Source organism: Bradyrhizobium sp. USDA 4501, assembly GCF_054062115.1.
The window spans coordinates 2,443,663-2,465,511 of the sequence record NZ_JBSSEX010000001.1; the positions used below are offsets into that span (position 1 = coordinate 2,443,663).

Sequence of the window (21,849 nt, forward strand, 5' to 3'; positions counted from 1 at the left end):
AGCGAAGTGGGTACCGGTTCGCGTGAAGAAAACGCGTCAAGCAAAGAAGTCCACATGACCGTCGCAGCGACCATCCGTATCCAGCAAGCCGACTTCGACGTCGCGCAGGAGATCGCGGCCTTGAGCAGGGGCCGCACCGATGTCGGCGCGGTCGTCAGCTTCAGCGGCATCTGCCGCGGCAGCGAGCAGGGCGAGCCGATCGCGGCGCTGACGCTCGAACATTATCCGGGCATGGCGGAAGCCGAGATTGGACGCCACGCCGACGAGGCGCTGGCGCGCTGGCCGTTGCAGGGCCTCACCATCATCCATCGCTTCGGCCGCATCGCGCCGGGCGAGAACATCGTGCTGGTCGTGACCGCCTCGGCGCACCGGCAGGCCGCGTTCGAGGCCGCCGAGTTCCTGATGGACTATCTGAAGACCAGCGCACCGTTCTGGAAGCGCGAGGAAAGCGCGCGCGGCGCGAGCTGGATCGAGGCGCAGGGTCATGACGACGCGGCCGCCGCGCGCTGGACCAAATCCTGATGGCCAAGCGCAGCAAAGTGCCGGCCAGGCGCAGCCCCGCCGTGCCGAAAGCGCCGAAAGTCGGCGCCGGCGAGCTGCAGACCCTGTTTGATTTCCTGCGCTATGCGACGAGCCGCTTCAACGCGGCGAAGCTCGTGTTCGCGCACGGCACCACCGATCCGGTGGCCGAGGCCGCGTTCCTGATCTGCGAAACGCTGCACCTGCATCCCGACCAGTTCGAGAACTTCGCCACCGCGCGCGTCACCGTGGCCGAAGGCAAGCAGATCCTCGACCTGATCGAGCGCCGGATCGCGACGCGGAAGCCGGCCGCCTATCTCGTCAACAAGGTCTATATGCGCGGCCTGCCGTTCTATGTCGACGAGCGCACAATCGTGCCGCGCTCCTTCATCGGCGAATTGCTGGATTCGCATTTCGGCGGCGACGAGGACGGCACCTCGCTGCTCGGCGATCCCGAGGAGGTCGAACGCGTGCTCGACCTCTGCACCGGCTCCGGCTGCCTCGCGATCCTGGCCGCCCGGCATTTCCCCAACGCCGCAGTCGATGCCGTCGATATTTCAAAGGATGCGCTCGAGGTCGCCGCGCGCAACGTCGCCGACCACGGCCTCGACGGTCGCCTGACGCTGCATCGCGGCGACCTGTTCAAGCCGCTCGGCGGCAGCAGATACGATCTCATCATCTCGAACCCGCCCTATGTCGACGCCGAAGGCATGGCGGCGTTGCCGCGCGAGTGCCGTGCCGAGCCGAAGATCGCGTTCGATGGCGGCGCCGACGGGCTCGACATCGTCCGCCGCCTGCTCGATGAGGCGAGGCAACATCTGACCCCGCAGGGCGGGCTGCTCTGCGAGATCGGCCGCGGCCGCGACAATCTCGAGGCCGCCTATCCGAACCTGCCGCTGCTCTGGCTCGACACCGAGGACTCCGAGGGCGAGGTGTTCTGGATCGCTGCCGCGGACCTCTGACCGGCGTGCCGCCGCCGGCTCCGGCGCTTTACGGAGCCCGACCCCGGCGAAACGAAAATCGTGTGCAGTTCCAGCCGGTTCCGAAGATCTCTGGCCCGTCGAATCAACAATGGTGCTAAGGTCGCGGTCCGGGGACGTTCGGACAGAGGGCGCGGGCGCGCGACATGATTCGCATTTCGACGATCTTCATCGCCATCTGCATGGTGCTGGTCGCAGCCTCGCTCGGCTTCGTGCTGTATTCGGTGGCGGGCATCAGCGGATCGGAATCGGCGATCGTGGCGCTCACCGCCCTCACCTGCCTGATCCTCTACAACGCGGTCTCGATGCGGCTGCGTGACCGCAGCGACGTCGGCGGCCAGATCGCGGATCTGTCGCGCGGCACCGCCGACCTTGCCCGCCAGGTCGCCGAATTCGGCCGCCGGCTGGCCGCGGTCGAAGGCCGCGTCGCCTCGGCCAACTCCACCGGCGCCGACCGGATGCAGGGCATGGCCGGCGAGATCAGCGAACTCGGCGGACTGGTGCGGCAGCTCGCGGCATCCGTCGCGCATCATGAGGATCTGCTGGCGGCGGCTCCGGCGATGCAGCCCGTCGCGTCCCCGCGTGACGATGTGCTGCAACGGGTTGCGACGGCGCCGACCGTCGTGGTTGCGCCTCCGCCGCCACCTGCGGCTCCGCCGGAGGTCTCGCGCAGCCAGACCCAGCTGATCGGCGCGATCAAGCAGGCCATCGACGAGAACCGCCTCGACATCTACCTGCAGCCGATGGTGACGCTGCCGCAGCGCAAGGTGCGCTACTACGAGGCGGTGACGCGGCTGCGCGACGAGCGCGACCAGGTGCTGGCCGCCGAGGATTTCATCGAGGCGGCCGAGGCCGGCGGCCTGATCGGCCGCATCGATCACATGGTGATGCTTCGCTGCGTCCAGGTGCTGCGCCGCCTGATGATCCGCAGCAAGGATGTCGGCGTGTTCTGCAACGTCTCGGCGGCGACGCTGTCCAACCAGGCGCATTTCACCCAGTGTCTCGACTTCCTCGAGGCCAACCGCGCGCTGGCGCCGTCCTTCGTGCTCGAGTTCAAGCAGGCGACCTTCCGCAATCTCGGCGGGACCGAGAGCGAGAACCTCGCGGCGCTGGCACAGCGCGGCTACCGGTTCTCGATCGACCATGTCAGCGACCTTCGCCTCGAGCCGCGCGAGCTCGCCGATCGCGGCGTCCGCTTCATCAAGGTGCCGGCGGCGCTGCTGCTCGACGCCAGGCAGATCGCGAGCACCGATATCCATCCGTCCGATCTGTCCGACCTGCTCGGCCGCTACGGCATCGACCTGATCGCCGAACGGATCGAGGGCGAACGCTCGGTGGTCGATCTGCTCGACTACGATGTCCGGTTCGGCCAGGGGTTCCTGTTCGCGCCGCCGCGGCCGTTGCGGCCGGAGGGGGCATCTGCTACCGCCGAGGCTCCGCAGACCAACCCCCAGGATCTTAATGGCGCCAGCACTTCAGCCCCTGTCTCCAGCCCCGCAGCTCCGCCGCGCGCGACCGGCAGCGCCGCGCTGGCGCGCCGCGCCCTCGGTCCAAATTAGCCGGCAATTTGCATCATGACCTCACTGCGTTTCGTGGAGCAGCTGCGCGACCTCGTCGGCGGCGTCGATGTGGTGCTGTCGGACATCTGGGGCGTCGTGCACAACGGGCTCGAGTCCTTTCCCGAGGCCTGCGAGGCACTGCACACCTTCCGCCAGCAGGGCGGCACGGTCATCCTGATCACCAACGCGCCGCGGCCGGCCGATTCCGTGCAGCGCCAGCTGCGCAAGCTCGGCGTCGCCGACGAGACCTATGATGCGATCGTCTCCTCGGGCGACCTGACGCGCCACTTCGTCGCCGATCATCCCGGCCAGAAGATCTTCTGGATCGGCCCGGAGCGCGACAGCTCGATCCACCGCGGCCTCGACGCCACGCTGGTACCGCTGGAGCAGGCCGACTACATCATCTGCACCGGCCTGTTCGACGACGAGACCGAGTCGGCCGAAGACTATCGCGACACGCTGCTGAAGGCGCTCGAGCGCAAGCTCACGCTGGTCTGCGCCAATCCCGATATCGTGGTCGAGCGCGGCGACCGGCTGATCTATTGCGCCGGGGCGGTCGCCGAACTCTATCGCGAGCTCGGCGGCGAGGTGATCTTCTACGGCAAGCCGCACCGGCCGATCTATGAGCGCGCCATGGCGCTGACCGAGCGCCGCGGGCGTCCGACCGAGCTCAGCCGGGTGCTCGCGATCGGCGATTCCGTGCGCACCGATCTCACCGGCGCCCTTGGCTTCGGCATCGATCTCCTGTTCGTCACGCGTGGCATCCATTCCGAGCAGTTCGAGGGCATCGAGCAGCTCGATGCGGCCTCGATCAAGGAATTGTTCGGCCATCCGCCCCGCGCGCTGATGCGCGAGCTGAAGTGGTAGCGGCAAGCGACGCTGTCCCTCGCCCCGTTCTTCACCGGGTCGAGACGAGCGAAGCTAGCTCTTGGAGGGTTGGGTGAGCGGCTGCCTCCCCAGGCGCCGGATGCCGAGAGACACCCCCTCACCCGGATTGCATCTCTCGATGCAATCCGACCTCTCCCCGCAAGCGGGGCGAGGTGAAGGGGCGCGCCGCCAAAATATCGAAAACAACCCCATGCAAAGTAGCGCGTGGCGCGCGGGGTTCGACCAGTCGCCTTGACACGTCGGGCAACTCAGCGATACTCTTCTAATATTCCGAAATCGTGCAGCCGCCCTCCCCCTCGTGTTGCACAAGCGGGGCGGGTAAAGGGAAGCGTGATCAAATGCAAATGCCCGGGACATCTAGCGCGAAGACGCGCTTCTGCCCGGGCATGCGTGAATTTCAGCCGATGCGATCGATGTCGGGCGGTTATGCCGTCGCCATGTCCGGGAACACCGCCTCGATCTTGGTCTTCAGCGTGGCCGCATTGAACGGCTTGACGATGTAGTTGTTCACGCCGGCCTTCTTGGCCGCGATCACGTTCTCGGTCTTGGATTCCGCCGTGATCATGATGAAGGGCGTGGTCGCGAGATTGGGATCGGCGCGGACTTCCTTGAGCAGGTCGTAGCCGGTCATCGGCTCCATGTTCCAGTCGGAAATCACCAGGCCATACTTCTTGCCGCGCATCTTGTTCAGCGCTGCGGAGCCGTCGGAGGCATCGTCGATATTTTCAAATCCAAGCTGCTTGAGAAGATTCCGGATGATGCGGATCATGGTGCTGTAATCATCAACCACCAGAACCGGCATGGACAAATCAACCGCCATCTTTCCCCCCAAAACACAAACGCAACTTGGCTTCTGCACGAACGCAGCTTTCCGCCAACGACTAACAGCAGCCGTTAAACAGCGCGTTAACCGGCTGAATCCGGATTGTTACGGATTTGACGCGATTTTCGTTAGCCTTGACTTCCACGCCGCCGCCGCGTCACGGTCCGGCCCGCACCAATCATGCTTAAGAATGCTTGAAGAATACCGCTCATGAGCACCGGCTTTACCGTTATCCGCGACAACACCCCCACAAGCGCCATTCCGAAAGGCGCCGTGGTCGCGATGGGGAATTTCGATGGCGTCCATCTCGGTCACCGCGCCGTGATCGGCGCGGCGCTTGCGATGGGCAGAGCGCGCGGCGTGCCCGCGCTCGCCGTGACCTTCGAGCCGCATCCGCGCAGCTTCTTCAGCCCGAACACTCCGCAATTCCGTCTCACGGACGAGACCAACAAGCTGCGGCTGCTCGCGGCCACCGGCCTCGCGGGCGCCGTCGTCATGACGTTCGACAAGGCGCGCGCCGGTACCACGGCACAGGATTTCATTCACCATGACCTGATCGGCCGGCTCGGCATCAGCGGGATCGCGGTCGGCTACGACTTCCATTTCGGCAAGGGCCGGGTCGGCTCGCCGAGCCTGCTGGTCAGCGAAGCGCCGCGGCTCGGCATCGAGGTCGATGTGCAGGCCCATGTCGACATCGAGGAGCGCCCGGTCTCCTCCAGCGCGATCCGCATGGCGCTCGCCGAAGGCGAGATCGCGGATGCGACCACGATGCTGGGCGGACCGTGGTTCGTCACCGGCAAGGTGGTCCACGGCGAGAAGCGCGGCCGAGATCTCGGTTACCCCACCGCCAATATCCGCCTCGACAAGCATTGCGGCTTGAAGCACGGCATCTACGCGGTGCGGGTCGGCAAGGGCTCGCAACGGTTCGACGGTGTCGCAAGCTTCGGGCGCCGGCCGACCTTCGACAACGGCGCGCCGCTGCTCGAGGTGTTCCTGTTCGACTTCAAGGGCGATCTGTACGACGCGGTCCTTGATGTCGCATTCATCGGTTTCATTCGCGAAGAGCTGAAATTCGACACCATCGAGGCGTTGATACGCCAGATGGATGACGACAGCGCCAAGGCGCGCGCGGTGCTGGCCGCGGCGCCCGACGCGTTCCCGCAGCTCGGAGTGATTGGTTGAACCGGACTGAAAAGCAAAAAATGCTGGCGGGCGAGCTGTATCGCCCGGATGCAGAGCTCGCCGCCGAGCATACAGCGGCGGAACAATGGATGGCACGCTACAATGCGTCGGGCGCATCGTCCGCGGCCGAGTTGCACGCGCTGCTCGGCGAGCGCTTCCGCAAGGTCGGCAGGGATGCCGTGATACGCCCGCCGTTCTTCTGCGATTACGGCAGCAATATCAGCCTCGGCGACGGCGTGTTCCTCAACTTCAATTGCGTCATCCTCGACGTCGTCGAGGTCGCGATCGGCGATCGGACCCAGATCGGACCCGCGGTGCAGATCTATACCGCCGACCACCCGCGCGATGCCGAAACCCGCCGCGCCGGGCTGGAATTCGGCCGCCCGATCCGGATCGGCAGCGACGTCTGGATCGGCGGGGGTGCCATCATTCTGCCCGGCATCACGATCGGCGACGGCGCCCTGGTCGGGGCCGGCAGCGTGGTCACACGGAACGTCGCCCCCGGCGCGATCGTGGCGGGAAATCCGGCCCGGCGGCGGCCGGGCTAGCCGCCCGCGGCCCGGATGGCAGGCACCCCGTAGTGGGTCAGTTTGAAAACCGCCCCTGAAAGAAAGGGCTTGGTTAACGTGACTCGCCTTTTGCGAGTACTGACCGATAGGATCACGCTCGCCGGGGGGCTGCGTGATTCATTTAATCGATCCTCAAGAAGCGGAGATCGTCGTTGGTGGCGACCAATACAACTGCTTGGTTGTCGTTGGCCTAGCCGAAGACGACGACGGCGAGCCGCTCTCGTCGATTATATGCCGGGGTACGCACGGCTACGGCGGCGGCTTCCAATTCATGGAACTCGGCTTCGAAGTGCAGCTAATAGCCTCAAATGGCGAGGTTTTCAGCACTCAGCACGCCCATATCGTTCGCCAGTATTTGCCGGATCACATCAGACGGGAAATCCTTCCTCTGGTCGCGCGCTGCTATGCAGCAATTTTGGAAAGATTCCGGCCCGGATTTGTTTACAGATCTTGCGCATATCCCGAATTGCCTGATGCGGCCATGGAGAAACACCATTTCCTAACCAGGGCTGTTTTAGGCTGCGGATACTACCTATATCGAGAGGGAACCGATGAGGACGGCCATACCTATTGGTTCTGCGGGGCGACTGATTGACAAGATCGGTACCGCGATGCACGTTATTGGGAGAATCCTGGAGAGGATAATGGCCCTCGCCAAAAGGTCAGACTCGCTAGCGAGTTACCGCAGCAAACTGGCTCACGGTAAGACCTACAAAATGGACCAAGAGCTGGCTGACGCTCTCTTGCGCAAGTTGAGGCAAGACAAAAAGCGACGTGCTGAGAAAAAACAGCGCGAGCATGAGCATGCGTGAAGCCCGGCCAATCAGCCGGGCTTTTTAGCATCAGGCATTACTTTATCACGCGAAGTTGCGGACGCCCCTTTCCCGGCTCCGGCGCTTGGCGCGGCATGTACATCCGCGCAAACTCATCGACGCTGATGAACAGCGTTTTCGCCAGTTGTTCGGGCGAGTACTTCAGAACGCTGATGTGATAGTCGATCATGCGATTGATCGCCCGGGGATACTCCTTCGGAGGCTCATGAGGCTCAGCCTTGCGATAGCCAAGCTGCCCCATTTGAATGAAGAACATCTTCTTTTGATAGGGGCTGATCAGTTTCAGACTGTCAGCACGCATCGCAATAGCCGCCATTGAAACCTTCCAATGCCGCTTGAGGTTCGCGATCTGCCGCAAATCGAATTTCTGAAGCTGCGGTCTGATCTCCTTGGCGGGCAGCAAGAAAGCGCCAGCAAAGCGGTCAGCCTCGTCTTCCATAATCTCATCATCAAGCAGTGACGACGTGTGCAAAATCATGTGCCCCAACTCGTGGCACAGGGTCAGCCGAATCCGGTCTGCCGGAGCGTTCATATTGACAAAGAACAGGACCGGAAGCCCATCTATGCGCTGACTCACCGCATCGATCAGGTCGCTTTCGAAGTTACAAGGCAGCACGACGCCACCTCGCTCCTCAATGAGTCCGATGACGTTGTCGATTGGGCCGTCCGGCAGCATCCATAGTTCACGGACATGGCGCGCGGCATCTTCAACGGAGAATTGCTTGCGTGATCCGGACAGGTATTCATCCCTGTCGATTTCAGGAATGAATAAGTTGGACTTCCTCTCAAACGAGCGCAGCAAGATCGAGACGTGAATACGCCTGATGTTCATTTCCCCTATCATGCGCTCAAGGGGCCTTTTGCCGAGCTTCTTCCGTTTACGATAATGAAATGGAGGCATCCCGTAAGGACGGCCCGGTTCAAAGAAGAACGCCGATTCGTACTGGAGTGTGCGCGACAGAGCCTCGACAAAAGCTGGAGTCGCTTCGTTTACTCCAGCTTCAATCTTCGAAACGGTGCCTTGGCTGATGTCCATCAGCGCGGACAGTTCAGACTGTGTGATACCCCGCGATTCTCTCGCGAGCGCCATCATGTGGCGATTGAAACGCTCAACTTGCAGCATCATTTAAAACGCGCGGCGCTGCCTGGTGACCTCATACCATGCCTGCTCGCTCATCTCTCTCAGATCGAGAGGCACAATCGCAGCGCACCACATCGCTCCCTTATTTGTCGGCAGAGATATTTGCGAACGCATAAACGACGTCCCCGTCGCGTCCAACAGATATCCGGCGGTCAAGCGCGTCGGCTTCTGTGGCAATCCCGGCAACTCATCGCCATCATCGAAGGCGACTGCCTGAGGTGTTGGATAGTTCGACGAAATCCCATCTTCATCCGTTTTCTTAAACCTGATCACTGCATTTGCGGGCTCGATCAGCCACAGATTCTGGCCCCGAATTTCCATGTGGCGAATGCTAGGCAGATCGTCGAGCACTCGATGCGCTTCAGCCAGAGTATGCCTGAAGGTACAGTGAGCCTGCGTGCTGGCGTCATGATCTAAGACGACTGCTGGCGGATAGGATTCGTATACCTGATGGCCGTGACGAAGGATCGCATCAATCCGGTCGAGGTATGGGTCCATGCGACCCATAACGACGTCGATATCAGTTTCCACGCTTGTCTCCAGCGGAGTTGATTCTCTAGAGGCAGCTTAGGCCAGATCACGACAATAATGAAGAAAATTATTCCTAAAATTATTCTTCGCGGTCCGACGCCCAACTGCCGCTTTTTTGCTAATTCTTTCCATCGCTTAGCAGTCATGCTCCGGCAGCGCCTTCCCGCCCTTCCGGCCCAATTCCACCGCAGCAGGGTTTCTCCCCTCTTCCTCCGGCGTGGGTCACGTTCGCGCGTCTCGCCGGTAGCGATATCAATAATCCGCTTGACGAGCTGGTTGGGTCTCTGGGGCGCTTGGGGGTCATTCCTCAGGCTTCCGGTGTTTCCGTTTGATGCCATCGAAGTTGTGACCGAGGTAGCAGCCCGGATTGGCCTCATAATGCTCAAAATGAGCAACCTGGCCGTCACTTCCTGCTGCACGCGCACGGACACGGCCTTGGCATTCACGGCAGCGCAAGACCCGATCCCGGGGCATTTTCAGAGCTTGGGAAAGGTCGATTACCTCCCACTTCCCGAACGCCTTGATCTCACAGGTTTCACCAGTCTGCATGCCCTAATATGCGATGCCGACACTCAACATACCAGCGGGGAGCCTCGCCACAATCAAACTGACCCCAAGCACCCGGGGCTTTGCGATTTCCCCGTCCGGCTGCTATGGAAACCCCATGTTTTCGCGGCGCATCATACGGATTAGCGGCCCGGCTTCCGCCTGAGCCTGAAGGCTCGGCGCAAGACCGGGACTTCGCCGTTTCACCCGCGATTGATCGCGTATCCGCGCCCGCACCTGCCAAATCAGAGCTTTCATGTCCGACAAGCCGCAAAAGACCGACGCCCAAAAGACTGACGTTAGGGACTATTCCAAGACCCTTTACCTGCCGCAGACGGAATTCCCGATGCGCGCCGGCCTGCCCCAGCGCGAGCCGGAAATCCTGAAATACTGGAACGATATCGGCCTCTACACCAAGCTCCGCCGGGAAGCCGAGGGCCGCGCCAAATTCGTGCTGCATGACGGCCCGCCCTACGCCAACGGCAACATCCATATCGGGCACGCGCTGAACAAGATCCTCAAGGACGTCGTGACCAAGAGCCAGCAGATGCTCGGCTTCGACTCCAACTACGTGCCGGGCTGGGACTGCCACGGCCTGCCGATCGAATGGAAGATCGAGGAGGAGAACTACCGCTCCAAGGGCAAGCAGAAGCCCGACTTCCGCGACTCGGCGGCGATGGTCGCGTTCCGCAAGGAATGCCGTGCCTATGCGACGCACTGGATCAACGTGCAGCGCGAGGAGTTCAAGCGGCTCGGCATCATCGGCGACTGGGATCATCCCTACCAGACGATGAGCTATCCGGCGGAGGCGCAGATCGCCCGCGAGCTGATGAAGTTCGCGGCCAACGGCACGCTCTATCGCGGCTCGAAGCCGGTGATGTGGAGCGTGGTCGAGAAGACCGCGCTTGCCGAAGCCGAGGTCGAATACGAGGACTACACCTCCGACATGGTGTGGGTGAAATTCCCGGTCACCTCGCCGGCGCATGGCGCGCTGGCCAATGCCTCGGTCGTGATCTGGACCACCACGCCGTGGACGCTGCCCGGCAACCGCGCCATCTCGTTTTCGCCGAAGATCGCCTATGGCCTCTACAAGGTGACGGATGCGCCGGCGGACAATTGGGCCAAGACCGGCGATCTCCTGATCCTGGCCGACGCGCTTGCCGCCGAGGTGTTCAAGCAGGCCCGCGTCACGTCCTATGAGAAGGTCCGCGATATTCCCGGCGACACGCTGGACGCCGTGGAATGCGCCCATCCGCTGCGCGGCTTCGGTGGCGGCTACGAATTCATCGTGCCGCTGCTGGCCGGCGAGCATGTCACCGACGACACCGGCACCGGCTTCGTGCACACCGCGCCGAGCCACGGCCGCGAGGACTTCGACGTCTGGACGGCCAACACCCGCGAGCTCGATGCGCGCGGCATCCCGACGGCGATCCCGTATACGGTCGACGAGAACGGCGCCTACACCGCGCAGGCTCCGGGCTTCACCGGCAAACGCGTGCTCAACGACAAGGGCGAGAAGGGCGATGCCAACGAGGCCGTGATCAAGGCGCTGATCGAGGCCGGCAGGCTGCTCGCGCGCGGCCGCCTCAAGCACCAGTATCCGCACTCCTGGCGCTCCAAGAAGCCGGTGATCTTCCGCAACACGCCGCAATGGTTCATCGCGATGGACAAGGACATCGCCGAGAACGGCCACGCCAGGAAGGGCGACACGCTGCGCGCCCGCGCGCTGCACGCGATCTCGGTCACGCAATGGGTGCCGCCGGCCGGCGAGAACCGCATCAACGGCATGATCGCCAACCGTCCCGACTGGGTGATCTCGCGGCAGCGCGCCTGGGGCGTGCCGATCGCCGTGTTCGTGAGGGAGAACAGCGACGGCTCGGCCGAGATCCTGCAGGACGAGGTCGTCAACCAGCGCATCACCGAGGCGTTCATGGAGGAAGGCGCCGACGCCTGGTACATGGACGGCGCCCGCGAGCGCTTCCTTGGCAGCCGCGCGTCCGAGAACTGGAAGAAGGTCGACGACATCTGCGACGTCTGGTTCGATTCCGGCTCCACGCACGCCTTCGTGCTGGAAGACCGCCAGAACTTCCCGCAGCTCGGCAACATCGTCCGCAAGGTCGATGGCGGCAACGACACCGTGATGTATCTCGAAGGCAGCGACCAGCATCGCGGCTGGTTCCACTCGTCGCTGCTGGAAAGCGCCGGCACGCGCGGCCGCGCGCCTTATGACATCGTGCTGACCCACGGCTTCACGCTCGACGAGAACGGCCGCAAGATGTCGAAGTCGCTCGGCAACACCGTCGAGCCGCAGAAGGTGATCAAGGATTCCGGCGCGGACATCCTGCGCCTGTGGGTCTGCGCGACCGACTATGCCGACGACCAGCGCATCGGCCCGGAGATCCTCAAGAACACCATCGAGACCTACCGCAAGCTGCGCAACTCGATCCGCTGGATGCTCGGCACGCTGCATCATTTCAAGCCGAGCGAGAAGGTCGCCTTTGCCGAGATGCCCGAACTCGAGCGGCTGATGCTGCACGAGCTCGCCGGCCACACCGAGACCATCCGCAAGGCCTATGCCGACTTCGACTACAAGACCGTGGTCGCAAGCCTCGCGGCCTTCATGAACTCCGAGCTGTCGGCGTTCTACTTCGACATCCGCAAGGACACGCTGTATTGCGATCCGCCGTCCTCGGTGGCGCGCAAGGCGGCGCTGACCACGATCGATCTGCTCTGCGACGCGATCCTGAAATGGCTGGCGCCGATCCTGAGCTTCACCACCGACGAAGCCTGGCGGATGTATCGGCCGAACGCCGAGCCTTCGGTGCATCTCACGTTGTTCCCCGAAGGTCTCGAACAATTCCGCGACGACGCGCTTGCCGCGAAGTGGGAGACGATCCGCGACATCCGCCGCGTCGTCACCGGCGCGCTCGAGCTCGAACGGGCCGCCAAGCGAATCGGCTCCTCGCTCGAGGCATCGCCGGTGATCTACGTCGCTGACAGACAGATGCTGGCCACGTTGTTCGACATCGATCTCGCCGAAGTCTGCATCACCTCGAACTACGAGGTGCGCGAGGGCGAGGCGCCGGCGAACGCCTTCCGCCTCGACGCCGTGCCTGGCGTTGCGGTCGTGGTCGAGAAGGCGGTCGGCACCAAATGCGCCCGTTCGTGGAAGATCCTGCCGACGGTGGGCGAGGACGGCGAATATCCCGACGTCTCGCCGCGCGACGCGCAAGCGCTGCGCGAATGGAAGGCGCTGGAGGTCACGGCTTGAGCTCGCCCGTGCGCGCCGGTGTGCTTGCGGCGGTGATCACCCTGATCGCCGACCAGGCCTCCAAGCTCTGGCTGCTCCACGTCCTCGACATCGTGCATCACGCCCCGGTGCGGGTGACGCCGTTCTTCGACCTGGTGCTCGCCTGGAATCCAGGGATCAGTTTCGGCTGGTTCCAGAGCGAGACCCCGGCGGCCCAGATCCTGCTGATGGTGATCAAGGCCGCGGCCGTGATCGCGCTGGCGATCTGGATGGCGCGGTCGCGGACCTGGCTCGCGACGGTGTCGCTCGGCCTGATCATCGGCGGTGCTATCGGGAACGGCATCGACCGCTTCGCCTATGGCGCGGTGGTCGATTTTGCCCTGCTTCATGCCGAGATCGGGGGAAAAACCTTTAATTGGTACATCTTCAACCTCGCCGACGTAGCCATCGTTGCTGGCGTGGCAGCCCTATTGTATGATTCCGTGGTGGGGACCCCCGCCGTAAAAGCGCCCTGATCCCGGCCGATACGAGCCGGTCAGCGGCCCACACCTGTATCAAGCGGAACTGTGCCTAAGCCAGTGATCGCTTTGGCGAATTTTGAGATGGGAATGGCGCAATGCGCAACACCAAAGCCCGCGGTTACCTGATCGAGACGTCCCGGCTGTCGCTGATGCGCGGCCTGCGCCTGGCGTTCGTCGCAGCCGGGATCGGCCTTGTCATGACGGCCGGCCCGGTGCGCGCCGGCGACGATGAAGATGACGGCGACGACGGCCTGACCTTCGAAGAGCGGATCGTCGACAATCTGATGACCGGGCTCGGCGCCAAGAGTGCGGCCAGCAAGGGCATCGACTACCGCGAGCGCTCGCCGCTGGTGGTGCCGCCGAAGCTGGATTTGCCCCCGCCGGCGCCCACCGCCCAGGTCAACGCGCCGAACTGGCCGAAGGACCCTGATATCGCGGCGCGCAAGGCTGCGATCGCGGCGCGCAAGAAGGAAGTCAAGAAGGAGCCCTGGCAGTCAGCGGTAGCGTTGACGCCGGCCGAGATCGAGGCGGGCCGCAAGCAGCAGACGGCCACCGACGGCCGCAAGGAGCCGCTGGAGCCGGGCGTGAGCACCAATCCGTCGCTGATGCCGAGCCAGCTCGGTTACACCGGCGGCCTGCTCGGCATGTTCAAGGGAAACAGCAGCGAGTCCAAACCGTTCAAGGGTGAGCCGACGCGCGACTCCCTGACCGAGCCGCCACCGGGCTACCAGACGCCGTCCGCAGGCTATGCCTACGGCACCGGCCCGCAGGCGCCGATGGCGAAAGAAGGCCAGTACGACGTCATGAGCGGAAAACCGGTGCAGTGATCGCCTGGCCTCCGCGGGCGAAGGCTGACATGAGCAAAGCTTAATGCGGGGAGGCGGGTGTCTCTCCGCTTCGTGACCATCGGCACGGGAACGACCGTGTACGATGGCTTGCTTTCGCGCCCCGGCCGGTGTCCGGGCTTTCATAAGGACCATGATGCGCTCTCGCCGATCGATCGCCCTGTTCGCTGCCGCATTCGTTTCCACCATCCCGCTGCCGGGTGCCAGCCTCCGCGCCCAGACCACCGTCACCTCGGAACGCCCCGCCAGTTTCACGCTCGACAACGGCCTGCAGGTCGTGGTGATCCCCGACCACCGCACGCCCGTGGTCACGCAGATGATCTGGTACAAGGTCGGCTCGGCCGACGAGACGCCCGGCAAATCGGGCCTCGCGCATTTCCTCGAGCATCTGATGTTCAAGGGCACCGCCAAGCATCCGGCGGGCGAGTTCTCGCAGACCGTGCTGCGCGTCGGCGGCAATGAGAACGCCTTCACCTCGGTCGACTACACCGGCTACTTCCAGCGCGTGCCGCGCGAGCAGCTGCCCACCATGATGGAGTTCGAGGCCGACCGCATGACCGGCCTGATCCTCAAGGACGAGAACGTGCTGCCGGAGCGCGATGTCGTGCTGGAGGAGTTCAACATGCGGGTTGCCAACAACCCGGATGCAAGGCTGACCGAGCAGATCATGGCCGCGCTTTATCTCAACCATCCCTATGGCCGGCCGGTGATCGGCTGGCATCAGGAGATCGAGAAGCTCGACCGCGAGGATGCGCTCGCCTTCTACCGGCGCTTCTACGCGCCGAACAACGCCATCCTGGTCATCGCCGGCGACGTCGACGTCAAGGATATCCGCCCGCTGGTCGAGAAGAACTTCGGCCCGATCCCGGCGCAGCATGCGATCCCCGAGAAGCGGGTCAGGCCGCAGGAGCCGACACCGGCCGCGCCGCGCACCGTGACGCTGTCGGATCCGCGCGTCGAGCAGCCGAGCCTGCGCCGCTATTACCTGGTGCCGTCGGCGACGACGGCGGCAGCGGGCGAGAGCCAGGCGCTCGATGTGCTCGCGCAGTTGATGGGCGGCGGCGCCAATTCCTATCTCTATCGCTCGCTGGTGATCGACAAGGGCCTCGCGATCTCGGCCGGCGCCGGCTACCAGGGCACCTCGCTCGATCCGTCGCAATTCTCGATCTCGGTGACGCCGAAACCCGGCGTCGAGTTCGCGCAGATCGAGGACGCGATCGACAAGGTGATCGCCGACCTCGCGCAGAACCCGGCGCGCGCCGAGGATCTCGAACGGGTCAAGACCCAGCTCATCGCGGAGGCGATCTACGCCCAGGATAACCAGGCGACACTGGCACGCTGGTATGGCGGCGCGCTGACCACCGGGCTCAGCATCGAGGATATCCGCAGCTGGCCGGATCGCATTCGCGCCGTCACTGCCGAGCAGGTGCGCACTGCTGCCGCCAGCTGGCTCGACAAGAAGCGGTCGGTGACCGGCTATCTGATCAAGGATACTGCGCCGAAACGCGAGGAGAAGCGCTCGTGATCTATTCCCTCACCCGTCGTGCGGCGCTGATCGGCGGCGCCTGCGCCGCGCTGTTGACGCTGACGTCGGCGCCCTCGCAGGCCGCGGCCAAGATCCAGCGGCTGGTGTCGCCGGGCGGCATCGAGGCGTGGTTCGTGCAGGACGCGACCGTGCCGTTGATCGCAATGGAATATTCCTTCAGCGGCGGCGCCAGCCAGGATCCGCCCGGCAAGCCCGGCGTCGGCAATCTGGTCGCCGACCTGCTCGACGAGGGTTCCGGCGATCTCGATTCCAAGACCTATCACGAGCGGCTCGAGCGCCGCGCCATCGAGCTCAGTTTCCAGTCGAACCGCGATCAGTTCCGCGGCTCGCTGCGCATGCTCAAGGACAACAAGGACGAAGCCTACGACCTGTTGCGGATGGCGCTGACCTCGCCGCACTTCGAGCCGAAGGACGTCGAACGGATCCGCGCCCAGGTGATCGCCAATCTGCGCCGCGAATCGACCAATCCGTCCTCGCTCGCCGGCCGCAAGTTCCTCGAGCTCGCATTCGGCGATCATCCCTATGCCAGGACGGCCACCGGCACGCTCGACAGCGTGCCGACCATCCAGATCCCGGATCTCAAGGACTATACCCGCCGCATCATCGCCAAGGATACGCTGCGCGTTGCCGTGGTTGGCGACGTCGATCCCGATACGCTCGGCAAGCTGCTGGACAAGACCTTTGGTGGCCTCCCGGCGAAAGCCGAATTGACGCCCGTCCCCGACGTCGTGGCGACCAGGCCGCCGCAGCGCGCCTTCGTCCCGCTCGACGTGCCGCAGACCGTCGTCACCTTCGGCGGCCCCGGCATTGCCAGGCATGACCCGGACTTCATGGCGGCCTATGTGGTGAACCACATTCTCGGCGGCGGCGGATTGTCGTCGCGGCTCTACAAGGAAGTGCGCGAGAAGCGCGGGCTGGCCTACTCGATCTATGAAGCGCTGGTCTGGATGGATCACTCCTCGCTGTTCATCGGCAACACCGGCACCCGCGCCGATCGCGCCGGCGAGACCGTCGATGCGATCGAAGCGGAAGTGCGCCGCATCGCCGAGGAAGGTCCGACGCAGAAGGAGCTCGACGAGGCGAAGTCCTACCTGAAGGGCTCGCAGATGCTGGCGCTCGACACCTCCTCCAAGCTCGCGCAGGCGATGCTGCAATACCAGCTCGACAAGCTGCCGATCGATTACATCGAGAAGCGCAACGCCATCGTCGACGCGGTGACGCTCGACGATGCCAAGCGGGTCGCCAAAAAGCTCTGGGGCAACGGCCTACTCACCGCAATCGTCGGCCGCGCCCCGCAAGCCGCGGCGCAGCCGGTGTCGGCGCCGCCGAAGGCGAACTGACGCGTTTCGGCGGGCCACCTTCCCTCTCCAACCCCGAGAGCGAGCTTCGCTCGCCTCGGACCCCCGCAAGGGGGAGAAGGGGGAGCCGCGCACTCGGACGCCGACGTAACAACCACTGCATCAACACCACCCAAGCAGATCCAAACCCGCTATCCTGCGGCCTGCCGATTCTTCCCTCCACGGGTGATGTCATGCTGCGGGTGTCCCGCGACCTTACGATCGATGAGAACGACATTGAGATCGTCTTTGTCCGCGCCTCCGGCCCGGGCGGACAGAATGTCAACAAGGTCTCGACCGCAGCGCAGCTTCGCTTCGACACCAACAAGATTGCATTGCCGGCAGACGCCGCGCAGCGGCTGGCGCGGCTCGCCGGCAGCCGCATGACCAAGGAAGGCGTGATCGTGATCCACGCCTTCCGCTTTCGCACCCAGGAACGCAATCGCGCCGATGCGATCGAGCGGCTGCTCGAGATGTTGAGGGAGGCGATGATGCGGCCGACACCGCGGCGGCCGACCAAGCCGACGCTCGGCTCCAAGCAGCGCCGGCTCGAGGGCAAGAAGCGCCGCAGCGACATCAAGGCGGGGCGCGGCGCCCGCCGTTTCGACGATTAGATCATAATGCGTTTCCACGGAATCGCATCATGATCTCATCTCCTTGTTTGAGCATGATCTTTTCGGAAAACCGGTTTCCACTTTTCCGGATCATGCTCCAGGGAACGCCGGACGCAGCGCGCGCGGCACTGCATCCGGGATCCGGTCAGCGTAACCAGAAGCGTTCTCGCGCGAAGCGGATGTCGGTTCGCGCGAAGGAACGCGTCAGAACAAGAAGCTTGAGCCTTGGTTCCGATTGATCAGAACCTCGAAGGCTCTCGTGCTTCAGTACTTCTTGGTTGCGGGCGCCATCTCGGAACCGCCCGACTTCGGTGCCGTGCGTCCGCTGCCGACCGTTCCCTTGCTGCCCGACTTGGCGGCGGCGCCGCTCTTCTGCGTCGTCGCGCCAGGTTGCGCCGTCATTTCCTCATCGCCGCTGCCGGACATGCCGCCGCCCTGCTGCATGGTACCTCTGCCCTGCGCACCGCCGCGGGTATCCGGTGCAGTCGTTCCCTGTGCCAGGACGGGGCCGGCCATCGCGGCCGAGATGGCAAGGGCGAGCACGCTGGTTTTTGCAAACGTCATCCATTTCTCCTGGGACTTTAATTGACGATGGAGGAGCGGCGCAGGTGGTGCGCCGTTTGCAGCGCCGACCCTGAACCCCATCGCGCAAGACTGCATTTTCCGCAAACGGCGCACGCGAGATGCAAGCTGCGTCGTGTGGTGATCGTGCAGGGATTTCGCGGTCATTTTGCGAAATTGTCGTCCGCATATGCGGCAACCACCGGTTCCGCGCCAGATCACCGCCCAGCTTTGTTCTGCTGTGAAACAGCCCGCTACTACCAACGGCGGATTTCAGCCTCCTACAGTCACCGCACAGAGGCGGTGATGTAGATGACAAAGCTGCGCGCAAGGTGGTCGTTGGGGCTGGGATTTTGCAGCGCAATGCTTGCAGTGCAAATGACGGCTGCGCAGATGCCCCTGCCCGCCGCCAGGCCGCCCGATGGGGCGACGCTGTTCAAGCAGCAATGCGCGACCTGCCACACGTCAAACATGTCGGATGCCGTCCGGCAGGGACCGTCGCTCTACAAGGTCGTCGGCCGTCACGCCGGCAAGGCCGACGGCTTCAAATATTCCGCGGGCTTCAGCAAGGCCGACTTCGTCTGGGACGACGCCAGGCTCGACGCCTGGCTGACCAATCCGCAGGAGGTGATCCCCGGCGCCGTGATGGCCTACCGGCAGGCCAAGCCGGAAACCCGCGCCATGATCATCGCCTATCTGAAGGAGCTGAACTGAATGGCGAAACCCGTGCATTCGATGATCCGCGTGTTCGACGAAGGAAAAGCGCTCGACTTCTACCAGCGCGCGTTTGGCCTGGAGATCGCGGACAACCTGAGATTTCCCGATTTCGCGCTGATCTATCTGCGCCATCCCTCCTCGCCGTTCGAGGTCGAGCTCACGGTCAACTTCGATCGCAAGGAGCCCTACACGCTCGGCGACGGCTACGGCCATCTCGCCGTCATCGTCGATGACGTCGATGCCGAGCACGCGCGCTTCGAAAAGGAGAAACTGTCGCCCGGGCCGCTGCGCGACTTCAAGCACGACGGCAAGACGCTGGCGCGCTTCTTCTTCGTCTCCGATCCCGACGGCTACAAGATCGAGGTGATCCAGCGCGGCGGGCGCTTCGGCTAGAGCATGCTCAGACAACAAGGCAATTGCACAAATAAAAATTGACGGAGGAACCCATGAGAGAAATCGATCGACGCAGCAAATATGACCGGCGTGTCTTTCTCAAAGGCGCGGCCGTGACCGCACCCGCAGTCGCGATTGCGACCTCGACGGGGCTCGGCATCACCGATGCGTGGGCCGAAGGCGCCACGACGCTGACGCCGGCCACGATGAAGACGCTGCTCAAGATGGCGCGCGACATCTATCCGCACGATTTCCTCGGCGACAGCTACTACATAGCAGCGGTCAAGCCGTATGACGAGAAGGCCGCGAAGGATCCGGCGGTCAAGTCGCTGATCAATGACGGCGTCACGAGGCTCGATCAGGCGGCCAACGACCGCCACAAGATGCCTTATGTCGAGGTCGCCTGGGAAAACGATCGCGTCGCGCTGCTGCAACAGATCGAACCGAGCGCCTTCTTCCAGAAGATCCGCGGCGACCTCATCGTCTCCATCTACAACAACAAGGAGGTGTGGCCGCGGTTCGGCTACGAGGGCTCCTCGGCCGAGCATGGCGGCTACATCAAGCGCGGCTTCGCCGATATCGACTGGCTGCCGAAGGTCTAACGGGTCGGGAGGAAACAATGGCAAAATTCGATCTGAATGACAGCGGCGTTGTGGTGATCGTCGGCTCCGGTGCCGGCGGCGGAACGCTCGGCAATGAGCTGGCGCAGAAGGGCGTCAAGGTCGTGATCCTGGAGGCCGGCCCGCGCATCGAGAACCAGGACTTCATCAACGATGAATGGGACAGCTTCACCCAGCTCGCCTGGTCCGACGCGCGTTCGACCTCGGGCAGCTGGCGCGTCCACCAGGACTTTCCGGGCCTTCCGGCCTGGATCGTGAAGGCGGTCGGCGGCTCGACCACGCACTGGGCCGGTGCGTCACTGCGGTTCGACGAGCACGAGTTCAAGATCAAGTCGGCCTATGGCACCATTCCCGGCGCCAACCTGATCGACTGGCCGATCACGCTCGCCGAGATGGAGCCGTGGTACGCCAAGGCCGAGGACAAGATGGGCGTCACCCGCACCAACGGCATCCCAGGGCTGCCCGGCAACAATAACTTCAAGGTGATGGAAGCCGGCGCGAAGAAGCTCGGCTACAAGGAGGTGCACACCGGGCGGATGGCGATCAACAGCGAGCCGCGCGACGGCCGCGGCTCCTGCCAGCAGATCGGCTTCTGCTTCCAGGGCTGCAAGTCGGGCGCCAAATGGTCGACGCTCTACACCGAGATCCCGAAGGGCGAAGCCACCGGCAATCTCGAAGTGCGCCCCGGCAGCATGGTGATCAAGATCGAGCACGACCAGTCCGGCAAGGTCACCGGCGTGGTCTACGCCGATGCGACGGGCGCGATGCAGCGCCAGAAGGCCCGCGTCGTCGCGGTCGCCGGCAACTCGATCGAGAGCCCGCGGCTCTTGCTCAACAGCGCGTCCAGCATGTTCCCGGACGGGCTCGCCAATTCATCCGGCCAGGTCGGCCGCAACTACATGCGGCATATGACCGGCAGCGTGTATGCGAGCTTCGAGAAATCGGTGCACATGTATCGCGGCACCACGATGGCCGGCATCATCCGCGACGAGGCCAAGAACGATCCGAAGCGCGGCTTCGTCGGCGGCTACGAGATGGAGACGCTGTCGCTCGGCCTGCCCTTCATGGCCGCGTTCCTCAATCCCGGCGCCTGGGGACGCAGCTTCACCAGCGCGATCGAGGGCTATCCGCGGATGGCCGGCATGTGGCTGGTCGGCGAGGACATGCCGCAGGAGACCAACCGCATCACGCTGGATCCGAAGATCAAGGACAAGTTCGGCATGCCGGTCGCCAGCGTGCATTTCGACGATCATCCGAACGACGTCGCGATGCGCGACCATGCCTACAAGCAGGGCTCCGCGGTCTATGAGGCGGTCGGTGCCACCGTCACCTATCCGACGCCGCCCTATCCCTCGACCCACAACATGGGCACCAACCGGATGAGCGAGAAGCCGCGCGACGGCGTGGTCAACAAGTTCGGCCAGACCCACGACATCAAGAACCTGTTCGTTTCCGACGGCAGCCAGTTCACGTCAGGCGCAGCGTGCAACCCGACGCTGACGATCGTGTCGCTGGCGATCCGCCAGGCCGACCACATCGCCGGCGCGATGCAGCGCAAGGAGATCTAGACCAGACGACCATTCGAACCGAGTCGCGGATTCCGCCTCACCTCGCCCCGCGTGCGGGGAGAGGTCGGAGCGCATCGTTAGATGCGTTCCGGGTGAGGGGGAGCCTCCGCAAACGCAGCTGTCACCGGATACGCGGAGACGGCCCCTCACCCCAACCCTCTCCCCGTAAGAACGGGGCGAGGGAGCGCAGCGCCGTCGTGGTCGCCACTGCGCTTTAGCAAGAAAATACAATTCCCCTCTCACTGAAGCGGCCTTGCCCAACTGGACAGGGCCGCTTTCTTCTTTGCGTGATGGACCGGTGCGAAA

General features: G+C 63.8%; 21 protein-coding genes. 17 read left to right on the forward strand and 4 right to left on the reverse strand.

The window, feature by feature from the left end; translation table 11 throughout:
• Positions 1-54: 54 nt before the first annotated feature.
• The 4 genes from ACVWZM_RS10960 (at position 55) to ACVWZM_RS10975 (ending at position 3,925) form a co-directional block, all read left to right on the forward strand.
• Positions 55-522 (forward strand): molybdenum cofactor biosynthesis protein MoaE, encoded by a 468-nt coding sequence (locus ACVWZM_RS10960; protein WP_076825543.1) that lies wholly within the window; start codon positions 55-57, stop codon positions 520-522.
• Complete coding sequence (prmB, locus tag ACVWZM_RS10965; RefSeq protein WP_456853142.1) at positions 522-1,481, forward strand: 50S ribosomal protein L3 N(5)-glutamine methyltransferase; 960 nt, start codon at positions 522-524, stop codon at positions 1,479-1,481. Before ACVWZM_RS10960 ends, prmB begins: the two co-directional genes overlap by 1 nt.
• A gap of 164 nt (positions 1,482-1,645) precedes the next feature.
• Complete coding sequence (locus ACVWZM_RS10970) at positions 1,646-3,058, forward strand: EAL domain-containing protein (RefSeq protein ID WP_057016627.1); 1,413 nt, start codon at positions 1,646-1,648, stop codon at positions 3,056-3,058.
• A 15-nt stretch (positions 3,059-3,073) separates the two neighbouring features.
• Complete coding sequence (locus ACVWZM_RS10975; protein ID WP_456853144.1) at positions 3,074-3,925, forward strand: TIGR01459 family HAD-type hydrolase; 852 nt, start codon at positions 3,074-3,076, stop codon at positions 3,923-3,925.
• Between the two features lie 445 nt (positions 3,926-4,370).
• Here ACVWZM_RS10975 and ACVWZM_RS10980 read toward each other — a convergent pair whose 3' ends face one another.
• Positions 4,371-4,766: a response regulator gene (locus ACVWZM_RS10980; protein ID WP_016844467.1), complete on the reverse strand. Its 396-nt coding sequence runs from the start codon at positions 4,764-4,766 to the stop codon at positions 4,371-4,373.
• Positions 4,767-4,979: 213 nt separating this feature from the next.
• Between ACVWZM_RS10980 and ACVWZM_RS10985 the strand changes: the two genes are divergently transcribed.
• The 3 genes from ACVWZM_RS10985 to ACVWZM_RS10995 all read left to right on the forward strand — a co-directional run bounded on the left by ACVWZM_RS10985 (position 4,980) and on the right by ACVWZM_RS10995 (position 7,115).
• Positions 4,980-5,951 (forward strand): bifunctional riboflavin kinase/FAD synthetase, encoded by a 972-nt coding sequence (locus tag ACVWZM_RS10985; RefSeq protein ID WP_229190504.1) that lies wholly within the window; start codon positions 4,980-4,982, stop codon positions 5,949-5,951.
• Positions 5,948-6,499 carry a sugar O-acetyltransferase gene (locus tag ACVWZM_RS10990; protein ID WP_456853146.1) on the forward strand — a complete coding sequence of 184 codons (552 nt, stop codon included), beginning with the start codon at positions 5,948-5,950 and terminating at the stop codon, positions 6,497-6,499. Before ACVWZM_RS10985 ends, ACVWZM_RS10990 begins: the two co-directional genes overlap by 4 nt.
• Before the next feature lie 133 nt (positions 6,500-6,632).
• Positions 6,633-7,115 (forward strand): hypothetical protein, encoded by a 483-nt coding sequence (locus ACVWZM_RS10995; protein WP_456853148.1) that lies wholly within the window; start codon positions 6,633-6,635, stop codon positions 7,113-7,115.
• A 254-nt stretch (positions 7,116-7,369) separates the two neighbouring features.
• On the opposite strand, the gene ACVWZM_RS11000 is transcribed toward ACVWZM_RS10995, so the two are convergent.
• Positions 7,370-8,479: a helix-turn-helix domain-containing protein gene (locus tag ACVWZM_RS11000; RefSeq protein ID WP_456853150.1), complete on the reverse strand. Its 1,110-nt coding sequence runs from the start codon at positions 8,477-8,479 to the stop codon at positions 7,370-7,372.
• A complete protein-coding gene (locus tag ACVWZM_RS11005; RefSeq protein ID WP_456853152.1) occupies positions 8,480-9,025 on the reverse strand; it encodes a hypothetical protein in 546 nt (181 codons plus the stop codon).
• A gap of 802 nt (positions 9,026-9,827) precedes the next feature.
• Between ACVWZM_RS11005 and ileS the strand changes: the two genes are divergently transcribed.
• The 6 genes from ileS (at position 9,828) to arfB (ending at position 17,684) form a co-directional block, all read left to right on the forward strand.
• Entirely contained in the window at positions 9,828-12,842 is a 3,015-nt protein-coding gene (ileS, locus tag ACVWZM_RS11010) for an isoleucine--tRNA ligase (RefSeq protein ID WP_456853154.1), read from the forward strand.
• Positions 12,815-13,336: a signal peptidase II gene (gene lspA / locus ACVWZM_RS11015; RefSeq protein WP_092089066.1), complete on the forward strand. Its 522-nt coding sequence runs from the start codon at positions 12,815-12,817 to the stop codon at positions 13,334-13,336. The genes ileS and lspA overlap by 28 nt, the downstream gene beginning before the upstream one ends.
• Before the next feature lie 101 nt (positions 13,337-13,437).
• Positions 13,438-14,169 carry a hypothetical protein gene (locus ACVWZM_RS11020; RefSeq protein WP_456853156.1) on the forward strand — a complete coding sequence of 244 codons (732 nt, stop codon included), beginning with the start codon at positions 13,438-13,440 and terminating at the stop codon, positions 14,167-14,169.
• A 151-nt stretch (positions 14,170-14,320) separates the two neighbouring features.
• Positions 14,321-15,712 carry a M16 family metallopeptidase gene (locus tag ACVWZM_RS11025; protein WP_194295318.1) on the forward strand — a complete coding sequence of 464 codons (1,392 nt, stop codon included), beginning with the start codon at positions 14,321-14,323 and terminating at the stop codon, positions 15,710-15,712.
• A complete protein-coding gene (locus tag ACVWZM_RS11030) occupies positions 15,709-17,073 on the forward strand; it encodes a M16 family metallopeptidase (protein ID WP_168856563.1) in 1,365 nt (454 codons plus the stop codon). Before ACVWZM_RS11025 ends, ACVWZM_RS11030 begins: the two co-directional genes overlap by 4 nt.
• A 191-nt stretch (positions 17,074-17,264) precedes the next feature.
• Positions 17,265-17,684 carry an alternative ribosome rescue aminoacyl-tRNA hydrolase ArfB gene (arfB, locus tag ACVWZM_RS11035; protein WP_057016633.1) on the forward strand — a complete coding sequence of 140 codons (420 nt, stop codon included), beginning with the start codon at positions 17,265-17,267 and terminating at the stop codon, positions 17,682-17,684.
• A 264-nt stretch (positions 17,685-17,948) separates the two neighbouring features.
• Here arfB and ACVWZM_RS11040 read toward each other — a convergent pair whose 3' ends face one another.
• A complete protein-coding gene (locus ACVWZM_RS11040; protein ID WP_057016634.1) occupies positions 17,949-18,248 on the reverse strand; it encodes a hypothetical protein in 300 nt (99 codons plus the stop codon).
• Between the two features lie 390 nt (positions 18,249-18,638).
• Between ACVWZM_RS11040 and ACVWZM_RS11045 the strand changes: the two genes are divergently transcribed.
• Genes ACVWZM_RS11045 through ACVWZM_RS11060 form a run of 4 tightly spaced genes read left to right on the forward strand, consistent with a single transcriptional unit; the run spans position 18,639 to position 21,543 of the window.
• Complete coding sequence (locus ACVWZM_RS11045; protein WP_057016662.1) at positions 18,639-18,959, forward strand: c-type cytochrome; 321 nt, start codon at positions 18,639-18,641, stop codon at positions 18,957-18,959.
• Entirely contained in the window at positions 18,960-19,355 is a 396-nt protein-coding gene (locus ACVWZM_RS11050; RefSeq protein WP_057016635.1) for a VOC family protein, read from the forward strand.
• A gap of 53 nt (positions 19,356-19,408) precedes the next feature.
• Positions 19,409-19,957: a twin-arginine translocation pathway signal gene (locus tag ACVWZM_RS11055; RefSeq protein ID WP_057016636.1), complete on the forward strand. Its 549-nt coding sequence runs from the start codon at positions 19,409-19,411 to the stop codon at positions 19,955-19,957.
• 17 nt (positions 19,958-19,974) lie between these two features.
• The gene (locus ACVWZM_RS11060; RefSeq protein WP_253604242.1) at positions 19,975-21,543 is read left to right on the forward strand and encodes a GMC family oxidoreductase; all 1,569 of its coding nucleotides are present in this window, start codon (positions 19,975-19,977) and stop codon (positions 21,541-21,543) included.
• The last annotated feature ends 306 nt before the right edge of the window (positions 21,544-21,849 follow it).